Annotated in this window: 17 protein-coding genes and 1 other RNA gene; all 18 read left to right on the top strand. The window is 51.8% G+C overall.

Going from position 1 to position 18,177, the window contains the following annotated elements; all coding sequences use genetic code 11:
• Positions 1-425: 425 nt before the first annotated feature.
• Positions 426-1,145, top strand: coding sequence for a hypothetical protein (locus tag QZR21_RS03470; protein ID WP_296973776.1), 720 nt, complete (start codon positions 426-428; stop codon positions 1,143-1,145).
• A gap of 10 nt (positions 1,146-1,155) precedes the next feature.
• A complete protein-coding gene (locus QZR21_RS03465; RefSeq protein WP_296096500.1) occupies positions 1,156-3,567 on the top strand; it encodes a bifunctional (p)ppGpp synthetase/guanosine-3',5'-bis(diphosphate) 3'-pyrophosphohydrolase in 2,412 nt (803 codons plus the stop codon).
• Between the two features lies 1 nt (position 3,568).
• Positions 3,569-4,018, top strand: coding sequence for a D-aminoacyl-tRNA deacylase (gene dtd, locus QZR21_RS03460; protein ID WP_296096501.1), 450 nt, complete (start codon positions 3,569-3,571; stop codon positions 4,016-4,018).
• 151 nt (positions 4,019-4,169) lie between these two features.
• The gene (locus QZR21_RS03455; RefSeq protein ID WP_296096503.1) at positions 4,170-4,811 is read left to right on the top strand and encodes an MBL fold metallo-hydrolase; all 642 of its coding nucleotides are present in this window, start codon (positions 4,170-4,172) and stop codon (positions 4,809-4,811) included.
• The gene (locus QZR21_RS03450; protein ID WP_296096505.1) at positions 4,808-5,860 is read left to right on the top strand and encodes an AI-2E family transporter; all 1,053 of its coding nucleotides are present in this window, start codon (positions 4,808-4,810) and stop codon (positions 5,858-5,860) included. Before QZR21_RS03455 ends, QZR21_RS03450 begins: the two co-directional genes overlap by 4 nt.
• Positions 5,861-5,897: 37 nt before the next feature.
• On the top strand, positions 5,898-6,338 hold the full coding sequence (locus QZR21_RS03445) for a Fur family transcriptional regulator (RefSeq protein WP_296096537.1): 441 nt from the start codon (positions 5,898-5,900) through the stop codon (positions 6,336-6,338).
• Between the two features lie 325 nt (positions 6,339-6,663).
• On the top strand, positions 6,664-7,929 hold the full coding sequence (gene hisS, locus QZR21_RS03440) for a histidine--tRNA ligase (RefSeq protein WP_296096506.1): 1,266 nt from the start codon (positions 6,664-6,666) through the stop codon (positions 7,927-7,929).
• A gap of 108 nt (positions 7,930-8,037) precedes the next feature.
• Positions 8,038-9,846, top strand: coding sequence for an aspartate--tRNA ligase (gene aspS / locus QZR21_RS03435; RefSeq protein WP_296096508.1), 1,809 nt, complete (start codon positions 8,038-8,040; stop codon positions 9,844-9,846).
• Between the two features lie 70 nt (positions 9,847-9,916).
• A non-coding RNA gene (ssrS, locus tag QZR21_RS03430) (6S RNA) lies at positions 9,917-10,097 on the top strand.
• Between the two features lie 540 nt (positions 10,098-10,637).
• Positions 10,638-11,693, top strand: a complete 1,056-nt coding sequence (locus QZR21_RS03425) for a Xaa-Pro peptidase family protein (RefSeq protein WP_296096510.1) — start codon at positions 10,638-10,640, stop codon at positions 11,691-11,693.
• A 16-nt stretch (positions 11,694-11,709) separates the two neighbouring features.
• Positions 11,710-12,270: an elongation factor P gene (efp, locus tag QZR21_RS03420; protein ID WP_296096511.1), complete on the top strand. Its 561-nt coding sequence runs from the start codon at positions 11,710-11,712 to the stop codon at positions 12,268-12,270.
• A gap of 12 nt (positions 12,271-12,282) precedes the next feature.
• The gene (locus QZR21_RS03415; RefSeq protein WP_296096513.1) at positions 12,283-12,651 is read left to right on the top strand and encodes an Asp23/Gls24 family envelope stress response protein; all 369 of its coding nucleotides are present in this window, start codon (positions 12,283-12,285) and stop codon (positions 12,649-12,651) included.
• Positions 12,648-12,995 (top strand): hypothetical protein, encoded by a 348-nt coding sequence (locus QZR21_RS03410; RefSeq protein WP_296096515.1) that lies wholly within the window; start codon positions 12,648-12,650, stop codon positions 12,993-12,995. Before QZR21_RS03415 ends, QZR21_RS03410 begins: the two co-directional genes overlap by 4 nt.
• An 11-nt stretch (positions 12,996-13,006) precedes the next feature.
• The gene (gene nusB / locus QZR21_RS03405; RefSeq protein ID WP_296096516.1) at positions 13,007-13,399 is read left to right on the top strand and encodes a transcription antitermination factor NusB; all 393 of its coding nucleotides are present in this window, start codon (positions 13,007-13,009) and stop codon (positions 13,397-13,399) included.
• Positions 13,399-14,343 (top strand): glycoprotease, encoded by a 945-nt coding sequence (locus QZR21_RS03400; RefSeq protein WP_296096518.1) that lies wholly within the window; start codon positions 13,399-13,401, stop codon positions 14,341-14,343. Before nusB ends, QZR21_RS03400 begins: the two co-directional genes overlap by 1 nt.
• Positions 14,344-14,635: 292 nt before the next feature.
• Entirely contained in the window at positions 14,636-15,514 is an 879-nt protein-coding gene (locus QZR21_RS03395) for a polyprenyl synthetase family protein (RefSeq protein ID WP_296096520.1), read from the top strand.
• Positions 15,515-15,798: 284 nt separating this feature from the next.
• Complete coding sequence (locus QZR21_RS03390) at positions 15,799-16,647, top strand: TlyA family RNA methyltransferase (protein WP_296096521.1); 849 nt, start codon at positions 15,799-15,801, stop codon at positions 16,645-16,647.
• Between the two features lie 470 nt (positions 16,648-17,117).
• Positions 17,118-17,990 (top strand): NAD(+)/NADH kinase, encoded by an 873-nt coding sequence (locus tag QZR21_RS03385; protein ID WP_296096523.1) that lies wholly within the window; start codon positions 17,118-17,120, stop codon positions 17,988-17,990.
• Positions 17,991-18,177 lie beyond the last annotated feature (187 nt).

The raw sequence follows: 18,177 nt of genomic DNA, 5'->3' as shown, positions 1-18,177 counted from the left end.
ATGGGAAATATATCTTATCAATACAGGAAGATTCATTTTGAAATTTCTCCTAAATAGATTTTAAAGTTTTAAGCTACAACAGGAAAATATATCATGGCAGAGTTTGGGGAAAACTACACATTATGAACTTGTCTATATATTCATTATACACGAAAAAGAAATGCAAACAAGGAAATAAAAGGAAAAGAAAAACAAAAGTTATAGTAGAAACGTGATAGAAAGTATAGAAATGTGATATAGAAAAAGTATAAATTTGATTATGATTACATCATACAAATTGCAAGAGCGAAAACACAAGATGATGCAGGTGCACATGTATCATGCTTCTGACGCAAAACACTAAAAACGATCATAGAAAGAAAAGAGGATGATTTTATGAAAGTCAAAGGCGTAAACCTAGGCAACTGGCTGGTATTGGCCACAAGATGGCGGCGGGTTTTTCCATCGCTCCGGAAAATATTCCCGAATTCCGGAAACGGATGAATGACTACGCCCGGTCCGTACTGACGGAAGAAGACTGTCTGCCGGTGCTGGAGGTAGAGGAAAACCTGCCTTTAGACGATATTACCCTGGATTTTATCCATTCCCTGGATCTTCTGGAACCCTGCGGCTGTGATAATCCAAAACCCCTTTTCTCAACCTCCGGGGCTTTTGTGGAAACGACCCGGCACATGGGAGCCGATGGCCGTCATTTCAAATGCCAGCTCTCCGGAAAGTCAGGGCTGGTGGACGCCATATTCTGGGGCTGCGGGGAAAACAGTCCCTGCCAGGCCGGCGACGTGGTGGATATGGTCTTTGAACCGGAAGTGCATGAATGGTATGGGGAACATGTACAGCTCATCGGGAAAGACCTGCGGCAGGAAAGGATAGAAATCCTGGACCGGGATTATCTGGTCGATGTCTACAGGAAACTCATGGCTGTGTTGAAGGACATGCCAAAGCCGGTGAAAGAGGTCCATTACCAGCTCGTAACGGTTGGGCATATGGACCCCGTAAAGCTGGGCATGGCGCTGGCGGTGTTTGAAGAACTTGAAATCCTGTCCCGGTTCAGCCGCAATGGGGAAGATTTTTACCAGAAACGAATCGTAAGAAAGAAGCTGGATCTCCTGTCTTCTTCGGTTTATAGAAAGCATATGTGTCAGTGAGGTGGAAGGTATGAGTGACATGGACAAGACAGAGAAAAAGAACATACAGGAAACTCCGGAAAAGGAAACCGCTGTTGTTCCCAAAACTACGAATCTGGCCGGCGTATTCAACAAGAACCTGAATGAAGAGACCATTCATACCGATGCATCTGCATCGACGCTGGCGGAATTCCTGATTCACCAGGAAGAGTATGTAAAGAAGCAGAAAGAAAAGACAGACTGGGCCGGTGAGAAGGAAGAAGAGTACAAAAAGCTTATCGATAAAATCAAGACCTACATTAAAGATGAAAAGAGCCTCGATGCCATTCGGGAGGCCTATGAACTGGCGGACAAGGCCCATGCCGCCCAGGTCCGGGCCACGGGGGAACCCTATATTATCCATCCCCTGGCAGTGGCTTACATCCTGGCAGAGCTTGAAATGGATCCCAAAGGTATCATTGCAGCCCTTCTTCACGATGTGGTGGAGGATACGGAATATACCCTTGACGATATCAAAATGATGTTTGGCGACGAAGTGGCCTTCCTGGTGGACGGAGTAACGAAGCTGTCCCAGTTCCATTACAAGGATAAGGAAGACCAGCAGCTGGAAAACTTCCGGAAAATGTTCCTGGCCATGGCCAAGGATATCCGGGTAGTGGTTATCAAGCTGGCTGACCGTCTCCATAACATGCGTACCCTTGGCGTATTCCGGCGGGAAAAACAGCAGCGCATTGCGAAGGAAACCATTGAAATCTATGCGCCCCTGGCCCATCGCCTCGGTATTTACAACATCAAGTGGGAACTGGAAGATCTCTGTTTCCACTACCTCCATCCTGAAGAATACTACGACCTGGTTCGCCAGATGAAGCAGAAGCGGAAAGCCCGGGAGGAAATCGTCAACGATACCATGCGGGTGCTCCATGACCACATTGAGGAAGCGGGGATCAAAGCCACCATCACCGGCAGGCCGAAGCATTTCTACAGCATCTATAAGAAAATGAAACGGGACAATAAGGATCTGTCCCAGATTTACGATCTCTATGCGGTGCGGGTCATTGTGGATACCATTCCCCAGTGTTACGCAGTGCTGGGCATTGCCCATTCCCTGTGGAAACCGCTGCCGAACCGGTTTAAGGATTACATTGCCGTCCCGAAGCCCAACATGTACCAGTCCCTCCATACCACGGTCATCGGCACGAAGGGGCAGCCTGTAGAAATCCAGATCCGTACCTGGGAAATGCACCATATTTCCGAATACGGCGTAGCCGCCCACTGGCGGTACAAAGAAGGAAAACAGGCAGGGTCCAAGGACTTCGATGCCAAAATCAGCTGGCTCCGGCGGATTCTGGAATGGCAGGATACATCGAATCCCAAGGAATTCATGAACGCCCTGAAGCTCGATGTGTTCTCAGATGAAGTCTTCGTATTCACGCCGAAGGGGGACGTTATCAACCTGCCGAAGGGATCCATTCCCATTGATTTTGCCTACCGCATCCATACGGAAGTAGGGAACCGCTGTGTCGGGGCAAAGGTCAATAATAAGATTGTGCCGCTGGATACGAAGCTGAAAAACGGGGATATCGTTTCCATCATCACTTCCAAAACCGGCAAGCCCAGCTACGACTGGATCAATATGGTGGGTGCCGCCGACAGCAAGGCGAAAATCAGGAGCTGGTTCAAGAAAGAAAACCGCAGTGAAAATATCGAAAGGGGCCAGCAGGCCCTGCAGGCGGAAGCAGACCGTCTGGGGTACGAATGGAAGAAACTCATTGCCAAGGACCGGCTGGCGGCAGTGGCTAAATCGTTCAACAACATGACGGCGGAAGACATGCTGGCGTCCATCGGCTTTGGCGGCATTGCCGTAAAGAGCGTCATGCTGAAGCTTACGGAAATGTACAAGCGGGAGCAGAACGCCCAGAAATCCATGCCCCAGAAGACAGCCAAGGCCCTGGAAAACCTGAAGATGCGAAATGTGAAATCCCATTCCCAGAGCGGTATCCTGGTGAAAGGGGAAGAGGGGCTGGTGGTGCACCTGTCCAAATGCTGCAATCCGGTACCCGGCGACGATATCGTGGGATTTGTCACCAGGGGCCGAGGCGTTTCCGTCCATCGGGCGGACTGCCCCAATGCCATCAACTTCCCTGACAAGGACCGCATGATTGACGTGTCCTGGGAAGAACAGACGAACAGTATGTTCCTCGTGACCATCGAAGTCATCAGCTACGACCGGACCGGCCTTATGGCAGATATCCTGGCGGCCCTGACAGAAATGAAGCTGTCCGTTTCCACGGCCAATGTAAAAGTAGAAAACAACGGCATGGCGGTCATGCATCTGGGAATCCAGATCAAGGATCTCCAGCAGTTGGATTATATTATGACAAAAATCCGGCGGATCAAAGGGGTCCACTCCGTCCGCCGCATGCATTCCATGCAGGGAGAATAACATGAGAGCAGTCATTCAGCGTTGCAACTGGTGTAAGGTAGATTCAGAGGGAAAGGAAGTCTCTTCCATTGGGAAAGGCCTTTCCGTCCTTCTGGGCGTGAAAAAGGGGGACGATGAAAAAGATGCAGCCTATATCGCCGATAAAATCCTGCACCTTCGGATTTTTGAAGATGAAGCGGGAAAATTAAATCTTTCCATCCTCGATATTGGCGGGGAAGTATCCATCGTGTCCCAGTTCACCCTCTACGGTGATGCCCGCCACGGCAGGCGTCCCAGCTTTACGGAAGCGGAACTTCCGGACAAAGCGGATGCCCTGTATGAGAAGGTGGTGTCCCTGGTCCGGGACGGGGGAGTCAATGTAGGTACCGGTGCTTTCCGCACCTACATGAAGGTGGCCCTTGAAAACGACGGACCTGTGACGATTCTCCTGGACAGCAGCAAAGAATTCTAAAGAATTACGCCGGTCTGTTGAGCAAAAAAGCAGTCGTACGGGGGTTATAAAGGTTGTGATGGAAAACGCGGCGGCGTTATCCTAAAACCTTCAGCTTCCATTCAGCCGAGTGGAGCATACGGCGAAACAATAATCAATCAGGTGATATACAATGAAAATTATGTACATGGTCCTTGGACCATTCATGACGAATACCTACATCGTCTATAATGAACAAACCCTGGAAGGACTGGTGGTGGACCCGTCCTTTTCACCGGAGCAGTATATCCATGCCATTCAAGAGAAGAAAATCCACCTGAAATCTATTCTTCTGACCCATGGACACGTGGACCATATGGCTGGCATGAATGAACTGCGGAAAGCCTTTCCGGAAGCGGAAATGTACATGGACAGGAGGGACCGGGAATTTCTCCGGGACCCTGAAAAAAACCTGTCATACATGTTTCCCACGCCGGTGCTGGTGGACGATGCGGACCACTGGGTCAAGGATGGCGATAGTATCAGTACCTGCGGCTTTACATTCAAGGTCATCGACACCGCCGGCCATACACCGGGAGGTATTTCCTTTTATGATGAAAAGGATGGCCTTGTGTTTACGGGGGATTCCCTGTTCCAGGGGTCCATCGGCCGTACGGACTTTCCCGGCGGCAGCCTGAAGGAACTGGTGGGGAATATCCAAAAGAACCTCTTTATTCTTCCGGACTCCACGGTGGTCCTTTCGGGCCATGGAAACCAGACCACCATTGGTGAAGAAAAACGGAGCAACCCGTTCCTGAATGGAGGAGCCTTATGAAATGGGGCGTTGAATTCTGGATGCGGGTGGCCATTACCGCGGGCTTTGTCCTTCTGCTCTTTCTGGCACCGTCGGTACTGTTTCCCTTCATCGTATCCCTTGTCATTACCACCCTCCTGAATCCGGTGGCCCACAGGGTTTACTACTATGCGCAGAAATGGAAGATACCCCATTTCCCCTATGATTTTGCCATCCTGGCATCCTTTGCCATTTTCATTGCGGTGATTTACTTTATCGCCGTCCATATTTTTGTTCCGTTCGTTACAGAATTCCAGGCATTCGTCAAAAGCGTGCCGGGAATGCTGGCAGCGGTGCAGCAGGCGATTCCGCAGCTGGAAGAGCAGTACCACCTGAGCCTTATGCCTCCGGAAGCGAAGTCCCTGCTGGCCAGGATTCTCCAGGACATCGGCGAATATACGCTGAAAATCGCGCAGTTCAGTCTGTCCGCCATTTTCTCCTTCGCCTCCACTGTGGTGCAGCTCATTGTGGTTCCCTTCATCACGTTCTACATGATGAAGAAGGGGGGCTACTTTGTAAATGCCTTCATCCACATTTTCCCGGACCGCTATCACCGCCATCTGGAAGAACTTTTCAAGGAAATCCATTTCGTTCTCAATGCCTATATCCGGGGCCAGCTTCTTCTTTCGACACTCATGGGGACTGTGGTATTCATCGGCATGATGGCCCTTCATATACCCTATCCCCTGGTCATCGGGCTCCTGGCGGCCATTGTGGAAACCATTCCGCTCATCGGGCCTATTATCGGAGCCATTCCGCCGGTGCTCCTGGGCCTGCTCCAGGGGACCACGGTCATGTTCCAGGTCATTATTTTTTACGTGATTGTCCAGCAGGTGGATGGCCATTTCGTTATGCCGAAGCTCATGGGCAGTATTATCAATGTCCATCCGGTATCCATTATTGCCGGTGTACTGATTGGCGGTAAGCTTTTCGGCGTGGTGGGGACCATCATCGCAGTGCCCCTGGTGGCAGTACTGCAGATTCTTCTGAAGCACATGTGGTTTTACGACAGGTATAAGAACGTCAGGTAACGGGAGGTTTTCGAGAAGCATGAAGAAAACAGCAATCATGAATACCCTGAAGAAGAAAATCAGGGAACATAAGTATAAATTCACAAACCAGCGGCAGATTATCCTGCAGGCCTTCCTGGACAGCCGGGAAAACCACATGAGCGCCGAAGACGTGTATGAAATCGTAAGGGTGGACAATCCGGATATCGGACTGGCCACGGTTTACCGGTCTCTGGAACTTTTCACGCAGCTGGAACTCCTGAAAAAGCTCGATTTCGGCGACGGCAGGAGCCGGTACGAATTGAATGACCGGAATATCAACCATTCCCATCACCACCTCATCTGCCTGGGCTGTGGCAAGGTCACTGAATTTTCCTATGATTTCCTGAATGACATCCGGGACAAAATCAAAAAGGAAAGCGGCTTCGACATTGTGGATTACCAGCTCAAGTTCTACGGCTACTGCAAGGACTGTGCAAAGAAGAACCATGAGCTTTAATTAAATGAAGGAATGTTCCAAATGGGTGTATGGGGCTAAGGGTGGTGGGCTGGCAGATGCTTCGCACCGGGGGCTAAGGTGCATCTGCCGCCAAAGGCGGCTGCCCAATTTATGTCCCCGTCCCCCTTATGAACTATTCATACGAATGGGGATCAACTCGGCAGCTCTGCCGCAATATTCCAACAATTATTTGCCAATGTACCCTGTAAGATGGTACAATTTAGTTTGTTAATGTAACCGAAAAGGAATAGCTATTTCTTTTTCCAAAAGATCATTTTTTCAGTTTCCTGCGTGGTTGGCAGGGCTGAACCAAAGAGGTGTGGTTATGCAGGCATTAAAAGGAACCCATGATATTCTGCCTGAAGAAATGTACAAGTGGGATTATATGGAAGGAGTTATCCGCGATGTTTGTGCCCGTTACGGGTATAAGGAAATCAGGACTCCTATTATTGAAGCCACCGAACTGTTCCAGCGGGGCATCGGCGACACCACAGACGTGGTAACGAAAGAAATGTATACATTCACGGACCGGGGCGGCCGTTCGGTCACCCTGCGTCCTGAAAATACGGCATCCGCCGTCCGTGCATATCTGGAACACAAGATGTACGGGGACCAGCAGGTGCATAAGATGTTCTACATCGGGTCCATGTTCCGCTACGACCGTCCCCAGGCCGGACGGTACAGGGAATTCCACCAGTTCGGTCTGGAAGTGCTTGGCGCTTCTTCTCCGCTGGCAGATGCAGAAGTCATTGCCATGGCCTGCGAAATCTTCCACCGCCTGGGCCTGAAGGACCTGGACCTTCATCTGAATTCCATCGGTGATAAGAACTGCCGTCCGGCGTACAGGAAGAAACTCATTGAATTCTTCGAAGCAAAGAAGGACCAGCTCTGTGATGACTGCAAGGAACGGCTCTATAAGAATCCCCTCCGCATCCTGGACTGCAAGGAAGAAGGATGCAAGCGGGCTTCCGTAGGAGCACCGGAAATCACAGACTATCTCTGCGACGACTGCCGGGCTAAATTTGATGCGGTGAAGAAATATCTCGATGCCCTCGGTATTTCCTATACCGTAGATCCCCGCCTCGTTCGGGGCCTGGATTACTATACCAATACGGCCTTTGAAATCCAGTATCCGCCCCTCGGCGCCCAGAGCGCTGTATGCGGCGGCGGCCGGTACGACGGACTGGTCGAAGAAATCGGCGGTCCTTCCACACCGGGCATCGGCTTTGCTATCGGACTGGAACGGCTGCTGCTGGCTCTGGAAATGCAGCATCTTATCCCGGAACCGAAGGCAAAGAAACATGTGTACATTGCAGCCCTCGGGGAAGAAGCGGTGGCAGAGGGATTCAAGATCCAGGAAGAACTCCGCCGTCTTGGTGTCCTTGCTGACATGGACCTCCAGGGAAGAAGCCTGAAGGGCCAGATGAAACAGTCCGGCAAGCTGGGATCCCAGTTTACAGTCATCATCGGCAGCAACGAACTGGAAAAGGGCGCGGCCGCTGTAAAGAACATGGCTGACAGCTCCCAGAAGGACATTCCCTTCGGAGAAGTGGCATCTTACATTGCCAAAGAAGAACAGGACTCCAAATAACAGGGAGTTATGGTATAATCTGTATTGATTTCAAACCTTTCAGGCACCCTTCCTTCTGAGAAGAGGGGACCGGGAGGTTTAAATAAATTTTTAAAGAGGTGCTCTTATATGGAAACAATGGCAGGGATGAAACGATCCTGCGGATGCGGTAAAGTAAGCGAAAATGATGTTGGCAAAGAATTGACACTGGCCGGCTGGGTAAATACCCGCCGTGACCACGGCGGTCTGATTTTCATTGATCTCCGTGACAGAAGCGGTATTGTACAGCTCGTCATGAGCCCACAGTACGGGGAAGAAGCTTTCCACAAAGCTGAAGCCGTTCGCAGCGAATACGTGCTGGCAGTGAAGGGCAAAGTCCGTGAAAGAAGCGAAGACACGGTGAACCCGAAGATGAAGACCGGCAAGGTGGAAGTGGTAGTTTCCGAACTCCGCATCCTGAACAAGGCGAAGACCCCGCCATTCTACGTGGAAGATGGCATTGACGTCGATGAAAACGTACGTCTCAAATACCGTTACATCGACCTCCGCCGTCCGGAAATGCAGAACCATCTCATCATGCGCCATAAGATTGTCCATGAAATGAGAACGTTCCTGGATGAACATGATTTCCTGGAAATTGAAACTCCTATGCTCACAAAGAGCACACCGGAAGGCGCCAGAGATTACCTGGTACCGAGCCGTGTAAACCCGGGAAAATTCTATGCACTGCCCCAGTCCCCGCAGCTCTTTAAACAGCTGCTCATGGTATCCGGTCTGGAACGGTACTTCCAGGTAGCCCGCTGCTTCCGTGATGAAGACCTTCGTGCTGACCGCCAGCCTGAATTCACCCAGCTGGATATGGAACTGTCCTTTGAAGACCAGGACTTCATCCTGGACCTCATGGAACACATGATGCAGCGGGTCTTCAAGAAAGTCCTGAACCGGGACATTGAAATCCCCTTCAAGAGAATCAAATGGGACGATGCCATGAATCTCTACGGTTCCGATAAACCGGATCTCCGTTTTGATATGCATTTCTACAACATTTCCGACCTGCTCCGGGATACGGGATTCAAGGTATTCCGTTCCGTCCTTGACAATGGCGGCGTCGTTAAAGCCATCAATGTCAAAGGGGATGCCGGTATTCCCCGCCGTGAACTGGATGGCCTTGTGGACTATGTAGGCCACTATGGCGCCAAAGGTCTTGCATGGATCGGCTTCAACGAAGACGGAAGCCTGAAATGCCAGATTACCAAGTTCCTCGGAGAAGACAAGATTCGCGAAATCGGCAAAGCCTGCGAAGCGGAAAAGGGCGACCTGGTCCTCATCATCGCCGACAAGCCGAAGGTGGTTGCCCAGGCCCTTGGCGAACTGCGTCTGGAAATGGGACGCCGCATGAATCTCATCGATCCCAACGAATTCTGCTTCCGCTGGGTCACCGATTTCCCCATGTTCGAATACAGCGAAGAAGAACACCGCTATGTAGCTGAACATCATCCATTCACCGCACCTCGGGATGAAGATGTGCAGTACCTCCTCACCGACCCCTCCAAGGTCTATGCCAAGGCCTATGATATGGTCCTGAACGGCGTCGAAGCCGGCGGCGGTTCCCTCCGTATTTACCAGGAAGACCTGCAGAAGAAGGTCTTCGAAGCCATCGGTATTTCCGATGAAGAAGCTCAGCAGAAGTTCGGCTTCCTCCTGGATGCTTTCAAGTACGGTGCTCCGCCCCATGCAGGCATTGCCCTCGGCCTGGACCGTCTCGTCATGCTGATGCTGCACCTGGATTCCATCCGTGATGTCATCGCCTTCCCGAAGACCCAGAGCGCCATTGATCCTCTGACCCAGGCACCGTCCACAGTTGCTGACAAGCAGCTGAAAGAACTCCACATCAAAGTGGATATCAAGAAAGAAAAGGACCTCTTCGAAAAGGCCTGAGTTGTAAATTTCTAATTTAACCTGTAACAGACTTGTAAAATCATTCTGATTTTGCTACACTATCTGTGAAGGAACCCTGCTGTGCACGCCAAGCCTTCTTATTTTGAACCAACACCTTTATAACGGGAGTCCTGAGCTGAATCGATGAGTCAATGCCCCGCAAGGGGACTGACAACAAGCCCTTCACGATGACACCCACCTGCAAATATGCAGACTCAAAATACGGCAATTAACGACATGGTGGGGCTATGAAACCTCAAAGGAGCTGTGAACTCACAGCTCCTTTTTGCATGCGAATGATTTAAGGAAGCGCTGATTAATTCGCAGAATCAGATTTCATAAGAATTTTTATGCACTGCTTCGTCATAGCTCTCCTTGAATAGCTCGCTATTCGCGTCGAGCTATTCCTCGCATTGCATAAAAATCCAAGAATGAAATCTGACAACGATTTAATCAGTGCTTCCTTAAGCGTTACCCCATGGGGATATCTGGGGCTAAGGGTTGTGGGTGAACAGTGCTTCGCCTGTTCACCGGGTTGTGGGCGCTTCGCGCCGGGGGAATAAGGTGGATCCGCCGCTTTCGGCGGCTATTTACCTTTATGCTCCCGCTGCGCCAAGGCATCAGCCCCGGCATGCAGCTGCAACCCGGTCGGGCTAGGGACGACCGAACCACCACACTCAGCCCCATTCATCGCTATGCAGCGGCATTCACTCATATCTCCCATCACATCTTTTCTAGACAAAACGGGCCGGATACTGTATTATTAGAGGGTAATGGAAAAGAGTGATTCTATGATTTCTACACAACTGATTTCTGATTTCCTTGAAAAGAGCCATGTAAATGGCCTTTTTGTGCAGAAGGATGAAAATTTACGGTATATCAGTGGATTCACCGGTTCTGACAGTTATCTTTTCATGACGAAGGACAGCTTTTATTTCCTTACCGACAGCCGCTACGTAGAACAGGCAAAGGAAGAAGCCAAAGGGTTCACGGTGGTGGACTACAAAGGGAAGCTGGCCGATACGGTGGCCTCCCTTGCTGAAAAGCATGGCGTCACGAAGCTGGGAATCGAATCCGTCCTTTCCTACCGTATGTACCTCACCTTTGATGAGGCCATGCCGGAGGTGGACTTTGAGTTCTGCCCGGTGGATGACCTGCGCCGCATCAAATCGGAGGAGGAACTGAAACTCCTGAAAGAGGCCTGCCGGATTTCCGATGAAGGCTTTAAAAATACCATTCCCTATATCAAAGCCGGCGTAACCGAACGGTATCTGCAGGCGGTGCTGGAATGTGAGATGCTGAAGGCCGGATCTGAAGGGAAATCCTTTGATACCATTGTGGCTTCCGGTGAACGGGGAGCCTATCCCCATGGCACGGCTACGGACAAGGTCATCCGTGAAGGAGAAATGATTACCTTCGACTTTGGCGCCATTTATAAAGGCTACCATTCCGATATTACAAGGACCGTGGCGGTGGGAGATATTTCCGACCGGCAGCGTTTCCTTTACGATAAAGTGCTTGGATGCAATGAATATGTGGAAAGCATCCTGAAGGCCGGCATGCACGCCAATGAGGCGGATACGGCGGCCCGGAAATATTTTGCCCGGTATGGACTGGAAGAATATTTCACCCATGCCCTGGGCCACAGTGTGGGTCTGGAAATCCACGAAGCCCCGGTACTGGCACAGAGGGATACGTCCCTTCTGGAACCCCATATGACGGAGACCGTGGAACCTGGCGTTTACGTCCCCGGAACCGGTGGAGTCCGTATCGAAGATACGGTTGTTATAAAGCAGGATGGTATTTCCATTCTGACTCTATTTCCCAAAAAATTTTTAAGAGTGTAGCAGGAGGAAAATTGAAATGATTTCTAGTAATGATTTACGTCCCGGAATTACCGTCGAACTGGACGGACAGGTTTGGCAGTGTGTGGAATTTCTGCATGTAAAGCCGGGCAAAGGCGCTGCTTTCGTTCGTGCCAAGCTGAAAAACCTGCAGACCGGTTCTGTTGTTGAACGCAAATTCAACGCAGGCATTAAACTGCAGCCCGCAACGGTAGAAAGAAAACCGATGCAGTACCTCTACGAAGCAGACGGCTCCTACTGCTTCATGGATACCGAAACCTATGAACAGATCATGCTCACCAAGGAACAGCTCGGTGACAAGATCAACTTTCTGAAGGAAGAAATGGAATGCAACGTTATGTTCTTCAACGGCAATATCATCGGCGTCGATATTCCGAACTCCGTTGAACTGAAGGTCGTTGAAACGGAACCTGGTATCCGCGGCGATACAGCTACCGGCGGTTCCAAACCGGCTAAAATGGAAACCGGCTACATCGTACAGGTTCCGCTGTTCATCAATGAAGGCGAAATGCTTCGTATCGATACCCGTACTGGCGCTTACATTGAACGTGTAAAGTGAGTCTGATTCTTTATGGAAACTGCAGCCGTAGAAAATGAACTGGGCCTTATCCGGATAAGTGACCGCGTCATCGCCATAACAGCGCAGGCGGCGGCCCTCCGGGTACCCGGCATTGCAGGAATGGGGGAGACCTTTCTCCACAGTCTTTCCTCGGTCCTCACGGACAGGGAACGGGAAGGGGTCCATGTGGGCTTCAAGGACGGAGCCGCTGTGATTGACCTCTATGTCTGTGTCCGCCACGGCGGCCGCATTCCTGCCATTGCCCTGCAGCTCCAGGAAGCGGTGAAGGAAGAGATTAAAGACTCCCTGGGCATCAGGACGGCAGCGGTGAATGTGAATATTTCCGGAATTATTTTTGACACCGGAGGAAAATCACAATGAGCCAGGATGAGACAGTCGTAGTCATTCCGGAGGAGGAAATCTACGACAAAATTGAAAAAGCGGTTCTTGCCATACCGGAGGTATCCCATTTCACTTCCGAAGGATTCCAGGACCTTCTCTCCGGCATTGGACAGGCTTTCGGCTACAAGGGGCACAAGGGGCTCCTTCTCCGGCGCAGCCGGGAAGAGGGGATCAAGGTGGATATTTTTCTGGCCCTCCATAAGAACTGCCGGGTGATTGAAACAGCCCGGTATGTGCAGATGGTGGTCCGGAATCTCCTCCTTTCCGTGACTGACGAAAAGATTTCCGGCATCGATATCACAATAACAGATTTAGTCAATTGAAAGAGGTCATTATGAGCAGGAGAAGTGCAAGAGAATATGCGCTGAAGGTTTTGTATTCCAGAGAACTGAATCCGGAGACAGAAGCCATTGATGGGGAAGGAAAGTCCCTGTCCGAAAAGGACAAGGACTTTGCGAATGCCCTGATCCGGGCCGTCACGGAACATAAAGAACCGCTGGATACGCTGCTCCAGGGCCATCTCAAGCACTGGTCCCTGTCCCAGCTGAACGTGGTGGATAAGAATATCCTCCTTCTGGCACTGGCGGAGTTCAACTATCTGGGCGACCAGGCGTCCCAGCGCAAGGTCATCCTGAATGAAGCCATTGAAATGGCCAAGGTTTACGGCGGGGACTCTTCCTGGCGCTTCATCAACGGCGTTCTCGATGAAGCGATGAAAGGGAAATAATGGCGAGATTTCTTGGAATAGATACCAGCTGCTACACCACCAGTGCAGCAGTCTATGATTCTTCCGGAAAGATTCTGGGAGAAGAACGGATCGTATTGTCTGTGAAACAGGGAAGCCGCGGGCTGTCCCAGTCCAATATGGTATTCCAGCATACGAAAAATCTTCCCCCCATTCTGCAGAAATTATCTCCTCTTCTGCAGGATATAGATGGAATCGGAGTATCTTCTTTTCCACGGAGGCGGGCAGATTCGTATATGCCCGCTTTTCTTGTTGGCAAAGGAGCTGCTTATAACCTCTCCTATGCCCTCCATGTGCCGGTCTATGAATTCAGCCACCAGGAAAACCATGCCATGGCAGCCATGGCGAAGGCTCCGGCCCTGTGGGGGAAACCGTTCTACATGATTCACATGTCCGGCGGCACCATGGATGTCCTTTCGGCTTCCTGGAAGGGGGAGGTCATGGATATCCGGACCCTCATGGATTCGAAGGACATTACCGCCGGCCAGTTCATCGACCGGGTAGGGGTATCCCTGGGCCTTCCCTTCCCCTGCGGCAGGGAACTGGAGAAACTGGCACTCTCCGGCCATGGGACGTATCACATACCCCGGTCCTCCGTCAAAGGGGCCTTCAGCTTCTCCGGCCCCGAGACGAAGGTACAGCGGGATATCCGGACCGGAACGTACCGGAAAGAAGATATAGCGGAAGGGGTACTGGAACATATCGGGAAAGCCCTGGATAAGGAACTCCGGACCATTCCCTTTAAAGAAGGCATGCCCTTCATTGCGGTGGGCGGGGTGCTGGCGAACCGATACCTCCGGAAGAGACTGGATGGCATCCTCCGATCCCTCCACCTGGTGCCCTACTTTGCATCGCCGGAAGTGAGCAGCGACAACGCCACCGGAAATGCCTTCGGCGCTTTCATGAGGCATAAGGGCAGCCGGTAAGCAGTTTACCCAAACCTGTGGAGGATTCATAAGGGTTGTGGCTTTCACGTCGCTGCGCTCGTGAAAGCGGGTTGCGGATTGACATCGCTCCGCTCGTCAATCGGGTTGGGCGCTGACGCTTAAAAGGAAGGAAAACCTTATATAATGCCGCCGGTGGCGGCTGATCCACCTTATGCCCCGGCATGCAGCCACAACCCGGTTGGCGAGCGCAGCAATGCCAACCCACAACCCTTAGCCCATTCACAGGTATGGCCGAACACAGGATGTAAATTATGCTAAAGGAGATGTTCCCATGATTCGGGAAATGCTGAAGGAAAAACAGGAAATCATCAATCACCGCCTCGGAGAACTGCTGGTGCCGGACAGGAAAGAACATAAAACCCTTTACGACGCCATGAATTACAGCCTTATGGCCGGGGGAAAACGGATCCGTCCCTTCCTCCTGCTGACGGTGCTGGAGGTCCTGGGAAAAGACAGCGCTCCCTATGTGGACGCGGCCTGCGCCCTGGAGTGTATCCATACCTACTCCCTCATCCACGACGACCTGCCGGCCATGGATAACGATGATTACCGCAGGGGCCGTCTCACAAACCATAAGGTCTTCGGTGCCGGCATGGCCACCCAGGCGGGAGACGGCCTTCTGACCTTTGCCTTCCAGCTCCTTGCTGAAGATCCCCATATTCCGGAGGAAATAAAGCCCCGTCTCATTTCCATCGCTGCCAGGGCCGCCGGTCCCGCCGGCATGGTGGGCGGCCAGGCCCATGACATGGAATCGGAAAACCGGGACCTGTCCCTTGCGGAACTGAAAATCCTCGATGCCTCCAAGACCGGATGCCTTCTGGCAGCGCCTGTGGAAATGGCGGCGGTCCTGGCAGGAGCCGGCGAAGAAGACCGGAAAGCCCTGGCCGATTTTGCCTCCCACCTGGGACTCCTTTTCCAGATTACCGATGACCTCCTCGATGAAAAGGGAAACCTGGAAGAAATGGGCAAAATGCCGGGACAGGATGAAAAGGATCACAAGTCTACCTTTGTCACCATCCTGGGCGCTGATAAAGCCCAGCACTACGCCGAAGAAGAAGCGGCAAAGGCGAAGGAGGCCCTGGGACGCCTTTCCCGGCCTGCCGATGTTCTTGCGGAACTGGTGGACCTTATGGTGAACAGGAAAAAGTGATTGGTGGTGTAGAGCATTTGCCTCAAATGGAAGAATGGTTCATAAAGGTTGTAGGTTGGCGTCGCTGACGCTTGCCAACCGGGTTGTGGCTTCAACATCGCTGCGCTTTTTGAAGCGGGAGCGTAAGGGGTACCAGCCGCCGCAGGCGGCTTATGTACCTTATGCCCCTGGCGCGAAGCGCCCACCACCCGGTGAACGAGCAAAGCGATGTTCACCTGCAACCTTTAGTCCCATTCATTCGCATGGGACGTACAGTTATTCATAGTTTCATCAGGAGGTAACCTATGGTAAACCAGAAAGTAAAAGTAAAGAAAGAACGGCTGGACGTGCTCCTGGTGGAGCAGGGATTTTTTGAGAGCCGGGAGAATGCGAAGCGCCATATTATGGAAGGCATCATTCTGGTGAATGATGTACCTGTGGATAAAGCGGGGACGAAGGTGCCCGTGGATGCCAGACTCCGGATCAAGGGCCATGTGATGCCCTATGTGGGCCGGGGCGGCTACAAGCTGGAAAAGGCTATTTCCACTTTCCCCATCGACCTTAAAGGAAAGGTGATGGCAGACATCGGCGCATCCACCGGCGGTTTCACGGACTGTGCCCTCCAGCACGGAGCGGCGAAGGTCTTTGCCATCGATGTGGGTACGAACCAGCTGGACTGGAAACTCCGTTCCAATCCCCAGGTGGTGAATATGGAAAAGACCAATATCAAGGTGGTGACGGAGGACATGCTGGGGGAGCAGGTGGATTTCATTTCCACCGATGTGTCCTTCATTTCCGTAACGAAAATCATTCCCGCCGTCCATTCCATCCTGAAGAAGGAGGGGGACCTGGTGATCCTCATTAAGCCCCAGTTCGAAGCGGGACGGGAAAAAGTGGGCAAGGGGGGCATTGTAATGGACCCCAAGGTCCACGAAGAAGTCATTGTCGATACCCTGGAGGCCTTTGAAAAGGAAGGACTCCACTGCTGGGGCCTGACGTACTCGCCGATTAAAGGGGGCTCGGGAAATATTGAATTCCTGGGCTGGATGCGGTATGATGAGCCGGAAAAAGTCCTTACGGAAGAGGACATCCGCCGGGTGGTGGAAGAAGCACATACCGGATTAAAGGGCAGCGGCCTTCGGCCGGCTGAATAGGCTGCCAGGGAAGCGCTGATTAATTCGTAGAGTCCGATTATACATGTATTTTCATGCAATACTGCGTCATAATCCGGCCAAGGATAAAAGGAAGGCGCTTTAATGTGCAGAGAAAGCGCCAACTTACCTTGGCTCAGCAGCCCTATGCAGGACTGCTGCTTTAAATAGCTCGCTAATCGGGTCGGATTATTCCTTGTATTGCATGAAAATACAAGAGTATAATCGAACAATGATTTAATCAGTGCTTCCCTAGCTGATCACCCATGCGTATGAAGGGGGCATAAAGGTTGTGGGTCAAGCTGCGCTCAGCTTGCTTGACCGGGTTGTGGCTGCATGCCAGGGCTGGCGCCTTGGCGCAGCGGGGGCGTGAGGCAGGTTAGCCGCTGAAAGCGGCTGGTTCACCCACCACCTCGAGGTCCTTACATCTGTATGAAGAGCCGCGTATCATATTCCACAGAAAGGGAATTAGCATGAATTTTGGGATTTATCCGAATCTTGGAAAAGAAAATTTGAAGGAATGCCTGCAGAAACTCTGCGGCGCCCTGGAAGACAGGGGCATGGACTATGCCTTTCCCCTGTCCATGAAGGAAGGGCTCAGCCGCCTGGGCTTTGGAAATGGGAAGTTTGAGACCATAGAAGAGCTGGGAAACAGGAATATCGTATTCTCCGTGGGCGGAGACGGGTCATTTCTGGGAGCTGCCAGGACATTCCGCAATTATCCGGTCCTCATGGCCGGCGTACACCTGGGGGAACTGGGATTCCTGAATTCCATTACCTGCGGAGAACTGGACGATCGGCTGTCCCTGATCTTCCGGGGGGATTTTGAAGTGGAATCCCGGCTTTTCCTGTCTGCCACCCTTGTGAGGGAAGATGGGAAAGAAGAGACCCTGCCGGATGTGCTGAATGACGTGGTGGTGGGGCACAGTGCCATCGGCCAGCTGGCGAGAATCCGGCTGTCCATCAACCATCATTTCATCCAGGAATACGCCGCCGATGGTCTCATCATTTCTACGCCCACTGGCTCCACGGGCTACTCCCTGTCCTGCGGAGGACCGGTGCTGGGGCCTTCGGCAAAGGAAATCATCGTGGTTCCCGTGTGCGCCCATACGCTGCAGCGGTTTTCCATGGTGCTGAAGGATCAGGACCTGGTAGAAATCACGGCGCCGGAACGGGAAAAGTCCCTTATGATTTCTTTAGATGGAGCCTGCAGCTGCGCTTTCAGCAACAGGGACCATCTTTTTATCCGGGCCATTCACAAACCCCTCCGGTTCATTCGTTTCAAAGACCAGGATTTCTTCGGTACCATTACAAGGAAACTGGTGAGGAAGATCGTGGAGAATTGATCGGATGATCCGGTGAGAAAGCCATGCAGGTAGATGGGGCTGAAGGTGGTGGGTGAACTACGCTTTGCTTGTTCACCGGGTGGTGGCTTCAACTTTGCTGCACTCGTTGAAGCGGGGGCATAAGGTGGGTCCGCTGCCAATGGCAGCTTTACTACCTTATGCCCCCGGCGCGAAGCGCCTGCAACCC

The sequence above is a fragment of the uncultured Dialister sp. genome, assembly GCF_900541605.1.
In the GTDB taxonomy this organism is placed as follows: Bacteria; Bacillota; Negativicutes; order Veillonellales; family Dialisteraceae; genus Dialister.
Note: the sequence above shows the minus strand (reverse complement) of the source record. Positions and strands in the feature narration are given on the sequence as shown.